We start from the raw sequence: 12,059 nt of genomic DNA on the forward strand, positions 1-12,059 counted from the left end.
GTATAGCGAAAGTTGTGAAAAATGACTGTGATATAGCTCACAAAAATGATGTCAAGTGGTTAATTTATCTGACATTTTTGCAAATTTTGAGATAAATTTTACCGCTTATAAGTGTTATGGATTTTTCCCTTCCACCTCAATAATCATCACTTCCGATTGGGAACCTAGTCGCATCGGCACGCCCCAGAAACCATAGCCTGAGGTGACAAAATAATGCCCGAAGCCGATTTTTTCATAGCCGTAATGTAGGCGATACATCAGCTTGGTAATAATGCTGGCGGGGAAAACTTGTCCTTTGTGCGAATGCCCTGAGGTTTGTATATCAATCGGTAATTGTGCGTGTTTTTCTATTTCTGTCGGGCGATGGTCGAGCAAAAACACGGGTAGGTTTGTATTTACTCCTTGCAGTAGTTTTTCCGTAGAGGGGCGGTCTTTCATCAAATCATCATTTCGCCCGATAATGGTAAATTTTCCGTCAATTTCAACCGCTTGATCCCATAAAACAGTGATGCCGGCAGCGGTAATTTCTTGTGCGATATTCTCTTGATCGCCAAAGAAATCGTGGTTGCCGAGGGTAGCATAAACACCAAGTGGAGCTTTCAATTTCGCTAAATGCGGTTGCATATTTGCCGCTCGATAGGCGCTGATATTATCGTCCATAATATCGCCAGGCAATAAAATCAGATCCACTTTTTCTTGGTTGAAAATGTCTGCTAGTTTATCAAGTTGCTTGGCTCCAAACAGTTGACCTAAATGCAGATCGCTTGCCATACCAATGCGAAGTGGTTGGGCTAATGGTTTATCTAGTTTTACCGAATAATGCACCACCGTTGGTGTATAGGCATTATAAAACCCCAGCCCGACTAAGCCTAAAAAGGCAAAAGGGTAGCAGATTTTTAGCCAACGGTTTACGGTTGGATTTCCTTGACTGAGTTTGTAAATACAAGCGGTCAAAAAACTGATAAAAAATGCAAATAGCAGCAATACCAGCACAAATGCCATTGGTCTAAACAGCGTTACTGTGCGGGTAATATGTAAAACGACTAAGCCGTTAATCAGCAAAAAGGTGGTGATAGTAAGGGCTTTACGAGCTTTAGCGGATAGATTAAACAGCCAAGCTATTGTTTTGCTAAAACTGAATAAAAAAAGTTGTAATGCGATAATCGCAATAGTGCTGGTGATGTAATAACGATATTCCATGTAATTTCCTATTAAAATAAATTTTGTTCCATAAAATTAAACCCAGCCCATTTGGCGTAACATAAATAAGCCCAAGCTTGCACTCAACATTGAGCCAAGAGTGGTAACGGCAATTAAATTAGCGGCTGCTTCACCATCGCCTCCATAATTTCGGGTCATTGCATAGGTGGCAGAGGCCACAGGCGCAGAGGCGGTAACAAATACAATGCCGAGTTCCATTGGCGGTAAAGCTAAAAGAAATTTGCCAAACAGTAATAAAAACAGCGGGGCAAAAATTAAGCGAACCGAGGCAGAAAACAGCACAATTTTGTTAATCGTACTTTCTGCCCCTTGATTAAATTGCTTAAGCTGCTTGAAGTTAAGGCTTGCTCCGGTGCAAATTAACGCCAGCGGCAAGGTTAGCCCGGCAATTAAATTCCCCGCAGATTCAATCGGTTTGGGAATCAGGCTACTTAATTCAAACACGTTAAATATAATGCCTACCACCACAGCCAATATTAGTGGATTTTTAAAAATTGAAATAATTAATCTGCCTACATTCACTTTTCTTTCGCTCAGCGAAGAGGTAAGGGTAATCACGGCAAGCACATTAAAGGTAATCACCAAACACGAAATATAGACAGAAGCGGCAGCTAAGGCTTTATCGCCATAGGCATTGAGAATTAACGCAATGCCTAAAATTGCCGCATTAGCACGGAATGTGCCTTGAGTGAAAATGCAGCGATAACGTCTGTTTTCAATGTGGCGAGCCGCCCACCATTCCGCCCAAAAATAAATCAGCAATGTGCCACCGACACCCGTTGCAATCAGGTTAATTTGGCTGGAAAAATCCAGCGGACTTTTCAGCATATTAAAGAAAATCATTGGAGGTAGAGTAAAATTAAACACTACTTTCGATGCAGTCTGGCAGAATGCATCGTCAATAAATTTTCGATAACGTAAAAAGATACCAAACAACATTAATAAAATAGTTGGCAGCGTAATGCTGATGCTGAATTGTAAGGATTCTAGGAACATAGGCTATCTTTATGGATGAGGCACTCAGCTTATTGTGAGTGCCAGTCGTTTTGCTTGTTCAAGCATTCAGTGGACAATATTAAAGCCCGGCTTTCAAACTCGCTTCCACAAATTTGTCCAAATCGCCGTCTAGCACTTGTTGTGTAGTGCGGTGTTCTACGCCGGTACGGTGGTCTTTGATACGGGAATCGTCTAATACATACGAGCGGATCTGACTGCCCCAGCCGATGTCGGATTTATTATCTTCCATCGCCTGTTTTTCGGCATTTTTCTTGCTCATTTCCAACTCATAAAGCTTCGCTTTAAGCTGTTTCATCGCCTGATCTTTATTTTGATGTTGCGAACGACCGTTCTGACACTGCACTACAATTCCGCTCGGCATATGGGTAATCCGCACCGCCGATTCCGTTTTATTGACGTGCTGACCACCGGCGCCCGAGGCACGGTATACATCAATGCGGAGATCGGCAGGGTTGATCTCAATATCAATATCGTCATCAATTTCAGGGTAAACGAACGCCGCAGAGAACGATGTATGGCGGCCGTTATTGGCATCAAACGGGCTTTTACGCACCAAGCGGTGAATACCTGTTTCAGTTCTAAACCAACCGTAAGCATAATCGCCGGAAATTTTTACGGTGGCAGATTTAATGCCTGCCACATCACCATCGGAGGCTTCCATCAATTCTGCTTTGAAACCTTTGCTTTCCGCCCAACGTAGGTACATGCGTAGCAACATTTCCGTCCAGTCTTGCGCTTCCGTGCCACCTGAACCGGCCTGTAAGTCCAAATAGCAGTCGGCGCTGTCATGCGGACCGCTGAACATTCGCTTAAACTCTAAATCAGCGAGTTTTTTCTCTAAATCGTCAGCTTCGGCTTGAGCCTCGTTAAAGGTGTCTACATCTTCGGCTTCCACTGCAAGCTCAATCAAACCTTCAACATCTTCAATGCCTTGTTCTAACGCTTTGATGGTATTGACGATCTGCTCCAACATCGCCCGCTCTTTACCCAGAGCCTGTGCCTTTTCCGGCTTGTTCCACACGTCAGGCTGTTCCAGCTCGGCATTCACTTCTTCTAAGCGTTCGACTTTATGTTCAAAGTCAAAGATACCCCCGAATTACCTCAGTTCGTTGAGATAAATCAGCAAGTTGGCTTTTAATCGGGTTCAATTCAAACATTATTTCTTCCTTTTTACTTAAATTCTGCGTTCAAAATAGAGCGTGATTATACCGCAAGCGGTCAAATTTTCAGAATTTTTTGCAAAATTCATTTTATGCGACACAATATATCGTAACTTTATTATAATATTGAAAAATTTCTATGGAGAATAGTATGGTAAACCGCCCCAAAGATATTGATGCAACCCTGGTACAGCTGGAAATCCTACGCCGAATTCCTAAATTGCCTCGAAAAATTGATGCGAAAACCTTACACCAACAGATACTTGATGCTGGATTTGAGCGAGATTTAAGAAGTATTCAACGCACACTTAAAATTTTGTGTGAGCATTTTGATATTGAATGCGATGAACGAAGCAAGCCGTTTGGATATAGTTGGAAACTCTACTCTCAGGGGTTGGCACTTCCGATTTTAAATGAACAGCAGTCACTGCTACTCAAACTTGCTGAACAGCAGTTGAAATATCTGCTACCAGCAAATTTAATGTCATCAATGAAACCCTTTTTTGAACAGGCAGATAAAATGGTGTCAGGCAGTAAAGATAAACCCGAATATCAATGGCTTAATAAAGTCTGCTCAACGCCGACAAGCTATCCGCTTGTGCCGGCAACAATTCAAGAAGATATTTTTGCTGCGGTTAGCCAGGCTTTATTTCAGAACAAATTGCTACATATTGAATACCAAAATCAGTATGGTAAGCAACATTCGGCAACTATAATGCCACTCGCTATTGCTCAACAAGGGGCGAGTATCTATTTAGTTTGTCGCTATGAAGGATTTGAGGATAACCGTTTGCTTGCCTTGCATCGTTTGAGAAAAGTTGAAATTTCCACCTTCAATTTTACTCGACCCACTGATTTTGATCTGAAGCGTTATCAAGAAGACGGGCATCTTGGCTTTGGCAGTGGCGATAAAGTCTGTTTGACATTTTCTATCACTAAATCGGCAGGGTTTCATTTAACCGAAACGCCATTATCCAAAAATCAGAATATCGTGGAAGAAACGGACGAGCATTACCGTATTCAAGCCATAGTCGCAGAAAATGATATGCTGGAATGGTGGCTGCGAAAATTCGGTGAGGATATTTGGGATATTCAAAAAGAGCGTATTTAGAAAAGCAAGTGGGTCATTTTGCAGAATTTATTGCAAAATGACCCGCTTGTATTAGCGTTGAAAATGGACGGTTTCTTCTAAAAAGCGATTAAAGTCGCTTTTAAAGGTTTTATCCTGAATCACACGGAATTTTTCATATTCCGTTTCTGCCTTAATTCTTGCCATTTCAGCACTGATTTTGCCACTATCTTGCAAAATCGGGTAGTTGGAGAGCATCAAGAAGTTATTTAAAAATGTCTCCCATTCTGCCATATTCATCAGAATTTGCCGTTTGGCACGGTTTTCTGCCAAATCTAAATAAGCAGAAACCAATCTATTGAGTTCGCTGATATGTGCTTCTTCTAAATAATTTTTGGCAACAGAAACATCGCTTTTCAAAATTTTGCCGTCGGGGGCATTTCGCCAAGTGGTTAGCCCCATATTAGGAGCTTGACTGTCGGCTTTGTGATAAATCATTTCGGCAGCGGTTTTCCCTGTAATTGCCCAATGTAGCTTATTTTGCACGGTGGCAAAAAATTGTCGGGTAAGGGGAGATTTCGGATCGTAATCAGAAGATAACGCATACAGATCCGTGATTTTTTCATAAAAACGGCGTTCAGATGCCCGAATTTCACGGATTTTCTCAACGAGCTGCTCAAAATAATCTTGCTCGAACTGTTTTCCTTGTTTTAAGCGTTGCTCATCAACGACAAAGCCTTTGATGATAAATTCTCGTAATGTTTTAGTTGCCCAAATGCGGAACTGGGTTGCCTCACGGCTATTTACTCGGTAGCCGACAGCGATAATGGCATCGAGGTTGTAGAAATCAAGATTACGACTAACTTGACGATTTCCTTCCTGTTGAACTATTCGAATTTTTCGAGTGGTTGAAATTTGTTCTAACTCCGCTGTCTCAAAAATCTGTTTCAAATGAAAATTGATAGTATGAGGCTGTACCCTAAACAACTCCGCCATACTTTTTTGTGTCAGCCAAAAGGTTTCATCTAAGTATTGCACTTCAATTTGCACATCTTGTTGTGCGGAATAGAGCAGAATGTTAGCGCTGGTAGGCGTGATTAAATCTTGCATAGGCTCTCCTTTATTTGTCCATACCTTACCATAAAACCAATTTGGATTTCGGGCTAATTTTGTGATCTTGATCGAGAAATTCTAATTTTTTCCGACTTTTTATTTTCCCTCTAAGCCTGTTTTAAAAGCAAAAAATCAAAACAGGAGCGATTAAATGCCTTTTCAACTCACGTTTTGCCAACAAGTCGGCAACTATCGTCAGAAAAACCAAGATGCGTTATTCAACGGTAAAGCTGTTTATCAATGGCAATGTAAAAATGCCGAAAGTGAGCTTTTGGATAAAGACAAGGTGATTTTCGGTGTGGCGGACGGTGTTTCGCACAGTTCAAAGTCGCAGCTCGCCAGCCGTTTCTTAATGGAAAAGTTAGGTGAGTGCCGAGAGCTAAACTCAATATGGTTGAGAAACACACAATTTGAGCTTTGTGAAAAATATGCGACTTCTCATTTTGGCATAAGCAGCACCTTTGTCGGTTGCGAATTAGATGCCAATGGTAAAGGCAAAATTCTGAATGTCGGCGACAGCCGAGCGTATAAAATCACTGCAAGCGGAGAGTGGCAGCAATTAAGTTTAGATCATACGGTATTGAATGAAATGAAAGCTCAGGGATTAGCGAATGAAAGGGCAGAGTATGCCTCAATGTACCGAGCGTTATCCGACTGTATTACCGCAGATTTTGAAGCGGAGGATTTCCGTATTCATTCTGCCGAATTTCAGCTAGGAAAAGGAGAAAGTATGTTGCTTTGTTCTGACGGTTTTTACGATTATCTTACACCCAAACAGATTGAAATGATTTGGCGAAAATACGCTACAAATCAAGAGATGCTGCAAATTTGCAGAAAACTCGTCAAAAAATACCGCTTGTATGATGATTTTTCGGTCGTGATATGTGAGATTTTATGATTTGTGCGACACAATTTGCCGCACGAATAGGTAAAATCATCAAAAACAGGGGAGCAAAATATGAAAAACGATCTCAATTACGCTGCCGAACTGATTTGCCAAGCAGACGGCATTTTAATTACCGCAGGGGCAGGAATGTCGGTAGATAGCGGTTTGCCCGATTTCCGCAGCGTGGGCGGATTTTGGAATGCTTATCCACCGCTTAAAAAATTCGATTTGCAATTTATGGATATTGCGACACCGCTTGCTTATCAAGAACGCCCCGAGCTTGCCAAATGGTTTTTCGCTCACCGCTTAAACCAATATCGCCAAGCCGAACCGCACGAGGGCTACGCTATTCTTAAACGCTGGGCGGAGGCTAAACCTCACGGCTATTTTGTGTTCACCAGCAACATGGACGGACATTTCCGCAAAGCAGGTTTTTCAGAAGCCCGAATTTACGAATGTCACGGCACATTAGACCGCTTGCAGTGTGTCGCAAATTGCCAAGGTAGATCGTGGTGGTCGTACGGCTACCGACCTATTACCGATGATGAATAGTGCCTTGTGTTGAGTGAAGCTCCACGTTGCCCTGACTGCGGCGGCTTAGCCCGTCAAAATGTACTGATGTTCAACGACAGGAAATATGCGGGAAACTATCAACTCGGCAAACAGATATTGCTTGAAGAGTGGCTTTGCAAAACGGAGCGACCAGTGGTGATCGAAATTGGAGCAGGCAAAGCGATTCCAACCGTGCGTAATTTTTCCGAACGCACCGCCAAACAGAAAAAAGGCGGTTTGATTCGAATTAACTCTATTGATGCCGGCGTGCCGAAAATGCATTTTTTGAGTTTGGAAATGGGTGGATTGGCAGCATTGAAAATGATTGATAAGGTATTACAAGCGGGTTAAATTCAACGGAAATCTGCAAATGTTTGATACAATGAAAACATTGGAATAGTGTAATAAAGGAGCAGAAATGAGCCAACCGAATACTGAAAAAGAAATTGCTAAAATTAGAAAAATTGAAGATGTTATAAGAGAGAAACTCTCTATTCCAGATTACCAGCGACCTTATAAATGGTCGATAAAAAATATCACTCAACTACTAAGCGATCTCTATTTTCATTTTGAAAATGGTAAGAAAATTTATCGGGTTGGGGCTGTTGTTATTCATAAAGATGAAAAAGGAAAATTCAATATAGTAGATGGACAACAACGTTTGATTAGTCTTAGTGTGATTTTATATTTATTAACTAATGATTCTACTTTTCCGTTATTATCAGAGAATCTTTCTCATAGTATCAGTGCTGATAATCTTATAATGAATAAAAATGCGGTTGAGCAATTTATTCAAGAAAGAGTAAAAGACAAACAGGGCTTTGCTAACTATATTTTAGAAAATTGTGAATTTGTTTACATTGAATTAGAAGATATTGATGAAGCTTTCCAATTCTTTGATGCTCAAAATGCAAGGGGAAAATCGCTTGCTCCTTATGATTTATTAAAGGCTTACCATTTAAGAGAACTTAATGCAGATAAAGAAACGATTTATCAATGTGTAGAAAATTGGGAAAGTGCAGTAGAAGCTGAGATTGCAGATTTAAAAGAAGTTATCAGCGAAACTTTGTTCAGATTACGGCGTTGGCAGAAATATCAGACAGCAGAAAGATTCACAAATAAGGAGTTGGATACATTCAAGGGTGCGGGTGCAGATAAAAATTATCCTTATATTACACAGCAACTTGCAAGTTTTAACTTATATAAAATGTATCAGGTTTTCCCTACTTTAATAGATAGCCGGTTTGCTAAAATTCACTTTCAATCTGTTCAACCTATTGTGAATGGGGAACTCTTTTTCCGTTATATCGAGCATTATAGAGAAAGCTATATTTTCTTATTTGATAAGCAGACAGGGTTCTTGACAAGCTCCGAGATTTTTTCAGGAAAATTGAAGGACTATGACAATAATTTATTAAGGTATATTGATGAATACTCCGGTTCTTATCGAACCGGTGATAAATATATCAAGAATTTATTTAAATGTTTGGTAATGCTCTACTACGATAAATTTGGTACAGAAAATCTCGTTCAAGCCGTAGAAAAATGCTTTAAATGGTGCTATCGGATTCGTTTAATGCAGGGTAGAGTATTCTATAGAATGGTGGAAAATGAAGTTTATCACTCAAATAGCTCTTTCTCTCATTTAATAAGATCTGATAACTCAAGAGAATTTCTAGAGTTTATTATTGATGAATACAGCATTGAATTTGATAAGGGTAATAAAACAGGATTGGTTTCTATACTTAAAAATATTGAGGAAGATAAGAATGACGAATGAGCAAGTAAAAACATCACATATAAAAGATTTATGTAACAGTGATAGATATATTGTGCCAATATATCAGCGTAATTATGCTTGGGGTAAAGATGAAATTGAATTACTTATTCAAGATATTTTCGAAGCCTTAAATAAAAATGAAGGTAAAAACTATTATATAGGTAGCCTAGTGGTGTCCAAGCGTAAAGACGGATATGAAGTGATTGATGGGCAACAACGCTTAACCACATTAAAGCTACTATTAAGTTATTACAATAAAGAAAAAAATATCTATTTGGATTTTGAGCATCGAGAGGAATCAAATGATAGTTTTGAAAAACTTCACTCTAAACAATCTCAGAAAAATAGTATAGAGCAAGGGTTTCAGATTATCAAAAATTATAATGAATTATTAGATGAGGATAAAAAACAGAAGTTTTTCAATTTTTTACTTGAAAGAGTTGTTATTCTTAGAACAGAAGTGCCTGAAAATACGGATCTTAACCATTATTTTGAAATTATGAATAATCGTGGTGAGCAATTAGAAAAACACGAAGTACTAAAAGCAAGATTGATGGATAAACTTCAAGAAAATGAAAGATCTTTGTTTTCCTTAATTTGGGATTCTTGTTCGGATATGAATGTTTATGCTATCAAGCGTTTTCCATATTCTAATGATGATAGTAAAAGTGTTAGGACGAATGAAAATTTCTTTGGTGATTTTTGTGAGAAAATACCATCAGATTTTGATAAGATGCTGGCAGTAATAAAATCAGAACCTGATAAATATAGTAGTGATAAAAGAGATATTTTATCATTATTAGATGGACATAAAATTATTAACAGTGATGTTAATAACAATAATTATGATGAAATTAGAGATGGGAAATTTAACTCTATTATAGACTTCCCTAATTTCTTAATGATTGTTTTGAAAGTTTTTACTTCAAATAAAAATATTCCTTTAAATGATAAAGATATTCCTTTAAATGATAAATTTATTTTTGAGGTATTTAATAAATTACTTGCTGAAGATAAAATAAAAGAGTTTATTATGTGCCTGCTAAAATGTAGATTGATTTTTGATAGATATATTATCAAATCAAGAGATGAAGATGATAGTTGGTCTTTAAATGGTTTAAAAAAATATAAGAATGGAAAATATTTTTATTTCAAAGAAGTGAATACATTTGGGACAGCTTTTGAAGCTAAAGAAAAAGAGGGAATAGTTACTAATGAAGGTGTTAATTATGATACGTCAGAGGAACATACTAAGATAGTACAGCTACTCTCTATGTTTCATACGGCATTTAGACAAAAAATATATAAAGAGTGGCTGTATGATGTTTTATGTATTCTTTACAAAAGTGATTCTCTTAAAGAGGGATATGGGTTGTTGGCTAATTCATACATATCAATACTGGAGAAATTGGCTTACGATTATTATATAGAGGATAGTAGGCAAAAATTATTTAATCAAAAAGGTCAATATATACCTAACTATATATTTAATTATTTGGATTATCTTCTATGGAGAGATTGGAATAATAAAGTCGGTGAAAAGAATGATTTTCTACAGAAAGACAACTTCATATTTTCATTGTCTAGAAATTCTATCGAACATTATTTACCTCAAAGTAAGAAAGATAGTTTATTAAATGATGTTGATCCTTTTGATTCTAAAAGAGAGGAGATTTTAAATAGTTTTGGTAATTTATGCTTGATTTCTCATTATCAAAATTCATCATTAAATGATGAGATTCCATCAGATAAAGTAAAAAGATATGTATCAGGTAGCTTAAAATGTATTAGTCCTAAACAAGCGATAATGCTTAGTTATGATAAGTGGAATGCAAAAAATATCAATAATCATAATAATGAAATGATGAAAATTTTTGACGAGGAACGTGACAGACTCTCCAAGTTAAAAAATAACTAATCTTGTACAAGCGGTGCAATCTTGCAAAAAATCTGCAAAATTGCACCGCTTTTTCTTTTTCCGACTTTTAACTCTTCCAATTAGCCTGTTTTAAGGTGCGGTGTATCTATGTATTTCTTAAAAAGAAAATCACAAAAAGTATCTTTTGTGCGACATAAAATATCGCACGTTTGCATAAACTAGATTTATTCAATAAAACAGAAGTCACAAATGAAAAAATATCGTTTGATCGAAAGTGATAAAGGCAATGATGAGCAAAAGCTCTATCAAATTCAGGCTTTACGAGATTTTACGACAAGTGATGGTAGGGAAGTGAAAGTAGGCGATTCAGGCGGTTTTATTAGTGGTGAGCATAATTTGTCGCACGAGGGAAATTGTTGGGTGGCGAATAATGCGGAAGTGTGGGATCAGGCTTGTGTATCGGAAAATGGTTATATCGGTGGCTACACAGTTTTGATACATAATGCCAAAGTGTATGGCAGTGCGAGAGTATTAAGAGGCTGTATAAGTGGCAATGTGAAAATTTATGATAATGCCGAAGTCGCAGTCAAAGGCGATATTGAAGATGAGGTGGAAATTTTCGGGAATGCAGCGGTAGGTGGGAAAGACACTTGTATTTGTGGTTCAGTGAAAATTTTTGGAAATCCCAAAATTGGTGGAAACTATATTGGCGAAATTCGGATTTCAGATAATGCTCGGATTTATGGTAATGCTAAAATTGAAGCAAATTGCCATATTAGTGGGAATGTGGAAATTTACAAGTAATGCAGAAATAGCAGAAAATCGGTTTGGTTATTTGGAGAAATTGCAATGAAAGTAGATTTCACCCAATGGGTTATTAACGGTTTTATTGCCTTGCAGGAGGTACAAAAACAGCAGCCGATAGTAGAATATAAAGGTAATCAAATTACTATCACGTCAAAATTATGGGATAAGTATTTAAGTTTACGCTTTATTAAGCACTCCAATACCCATTTTGAGGGCAGTTACTGCTATCAATTTACCTTAGAAAACGGAGAGCTATTTTTTGATATGCCGATAAGTGTTGATTGCGTGATATGCGAAGAGAACGGTAAATTTTATGACTTTGGCTGGATAAATCAGACACGTTTTGATGATCCTAAAACATTATTTTGTGAAAGTTTACTTGTGCCGTTATTGATTCCGATTTATCGGAAACTCACGTTGAAAAACATTATTTGGGGAACAGGGGGAGAAAATTCATACCAATATGCGATGTTTGATCATACGCTGAATATGGATGAATTGATCCAAAACAGACAATGGAAGAATACTACTTTATTGAAAAGCAGAGCTATCAATATTTTTTAAATTATGGGAAT

The 12,059-nt window shown here is 37.9% G+C and carries 10 protein-coding genes and 1 pseudogene; 7 read left to right on the forward strand and 4 right to left on the reverse strand.

The annotated features are described in order from the left end of the window. Positions 1 to 114: 114 nt before the first annotated feature. The 3 genes from A6B41_RS03605 to prfB form a co-directional block, all read right to left on the reverse strand. The gene (locus A6B41_RS03605) at positions 115 to 1,200 is read right to left on the reverse strand and encodes a metallophosphoesterase (protein ID WP_027074980.1); all 1,086 of its coding nucleotides are present in this window, start codon (positions 1,198 to 1,200) and stop codon (positions 115 to 117) included. A 36-nt stretch (positions 1,201 to 1,236) separates the two neighbouring features. Beyond that, the gene (locus tag A6B41_RS03610; protein ID WP_027074979.1) at positions 1,237 to 2,217 is read right to left on the reverse strand and encodes an AEC family transporter; all 981 of its coding nucleotides are present in this window, start codon (positions 2,215 to 2,217) and stop codon (positions 1,237 to 1,239) included. Positions 2,218 to 2,296: 79 nt separating this feature from the next. Beyond that, a protein-coding gene (prfB, locus tag A6B41_RS03615) for a peptide chain release factor 2 (protein WP_156930230.1) occupies positions 2,297 to 3,395 on the reverse strand; the annotation gives its coding sequence in 2 pieces (ribosomal slippage) (positions 2,297 to 3,319 and positions 3,321 to 3,395; 1,098 coding nt in all). Positions 3,396 to 3,549: 154 nt separating this feature from the next. Between prfB and A6B41_RS03620 the strand changes: the two genes are divergently transcribed. After that, positions 3,550 to 4,509, forward strand: a complete 960-nt coding sequence (locus tag A6B41_RS03620; RefSeq protein ID WP_027074977.1) for a helix-turn-helix transcriptional regulator — start codon at positions 3,550 to 3,552, stop codon at positions 4,507 to 4,509. 51 nt (positions 4,510 to 4,560) lie between these two features. Here A6B41_RS03620 and A6B41_RS03625 read toward each other — a convergent pair whose 3' ends face one another. Beyond that, a complete protein-coding gene (locus tag A6B41_RS03625; RefSeq protein ID WP_027074976.1) occupies positions 4,561 to 5,577 on the reverse strand; it encodes a virulence RhuM family protein in 1,017 nt (338 codons plus the stop codon). Between the two features lie 154 nt (positions 5,578 to 5,731). Between A6B41_RS03625 and A6B41_RS03630 the strand changes: the two genes are divergently transcribed. The 6 genes and pseudogenes from A6B41_RS03630 (at position 5,732) to A6B41_RS03655 (ending at position 12,048) form a co-directional block, all read left to right on the forward strand. Continuing rightward, the gene (locus A6B41_RS03630) at positions 5,732 to 6,478 is read left to right on the forward strand and encodes a PP2C family protein-serine/threonine phosphatase (RefSeq protein ID WP_027074975.1); all 747 of its coding nucleotides are present in this window, start codon (positions 5,732 to 5,734) and stop codon (positions 6,476 to 6,478) included. A 60-nt stretch (positions 6,479 to 6,538) separates the two neighbouring features. Continuing rightward, positions 6,539 to 7,369, forward strand: a pseudogene (locus tag A6B41_RS03635) (SIR2 family NAD-dependent protein deacylase). 67 nt (positions 7,370 to 7,436) lie between these two features. Then, positions 7,437 to 8,798, forward strand: coding sequence for a DUF262 domain-containing protein (locus tag A6B41_RS03640; protein ID WP_027074974.1), 1,362 nt, complete (start codon positions 7,437 to 7,439; stop codon positions 8,796 to 8,798). Further along, positions 8,788 to 10,716: a DUF262 domain-containing protein gene (locus A6B41_RS03645; protein ID WP_027074973.1), complete on the forward strand. Its 1,929-nt coding sequence runs from the start codon at positions 8,788 to 8,790 to the stop codon at positions 10,714 to 10,716. Before A6B41_RS03640 ends, A6B41_RS03645 begins: the two co-directional genes overlap by 11 nt. A gap of 210 nt (positions 10,717 to 10,926) precedes the next feature. Further along, on the forward strand, positions 10,927 to 11,481 hold the full coding sequence (locus tag A6B41_RS03650; protein WP_027074972.1) for a hypothetical protein: 555 nt from the start codon (positions 10,927 to 10,929) through the stop codon (positions 11,479 to 11,481). A 45-nt stretch (positions 11,482 to 11,526) separates the two neighbouring features. Then, a complete protein-coding gene (locus A6B41_RS03655) occupies positions 11,527 to 12,048 on the forward strand; it encodes a hypothetical protein (RefSeq protein ID WP_027074971.1) in 522 nt (173 codons plus the stop codon). The last annotated feature ends 11 nt before the right edge of the window (positions 12,049 to 12,059 follow it).

Origin of the sequence: Mannheimia granulomatis (genome assembly GCF_013377255.1) — a bacterium.
Taxonomy (GTDB): Bacteria; Pseudomonadota; Gammaproteobacteria; order Enterobacterales; family Pasteurellaceae; genus Mannheimia; species Mannheimia granulomatis.

Coding starts and splice junctions, on each gene's coding strand:
- A6B41_RS03625 (WP_027074976.1), bottom strand. CDS start 5,577: ATGCAAGATTTAATCACGCCTACCAGCGCTAACATTCTGCTCTATTCC.
- A6B41_RS03620 (WP_027074977.1), top strand. CDS start 3,550: ATGGTAAACCGCCCCAAAGATATTGATGCAACCCTGGTACAGCTGGAA.
- A6B41_RS03610 (WP_027074979.1), bottom strand. CDS start 2,217: ATGTTCCTAGAATCCTTACAATTCAGCATCAGCATTACGCTGCCAACT.
- A6B41_RS03640 (WP_027074974.1), top strand. CDS start 7,437: ATGAGCCAACCGAATACTGAAAAAGAAATTGCTAAAATTAGAAAAATT.
- A6B41_RS03655 (WP_027074971.1), top strand. CDS start 11,527: ATGAAAGTAGATTTCACCCAATGGGTTATTAACGGTTTTATTGCCTTG.
- A6B41_RS03630 (WP_027074975.1), top strand. CDS start 5,732: ATGCCTTTTCAACTCACGTTTTGCCAACAAGTCGGCAACTATCGTCAG.
- A6B41_RS03650 (WP_027074972.1), top strand. CDS start 10,927: ATGAAAAAATATCGTTTGATCGAAAGTGATAAAGGCAATGATGAGCAA.
- A6B41_RS03645 (WP_027074973.1), top strand. CDS start 8,788: ATGACGAATGAGCAAGTAAAAACATCACATATAAAAGATTTATGTAAC.
- A6B41_RS03605 (WP_027074980.1), bottom strand. CDS start 1,200: ATGGAATATCGTTATTACATCACCAGCACTATTGCGATTATCGCATTA.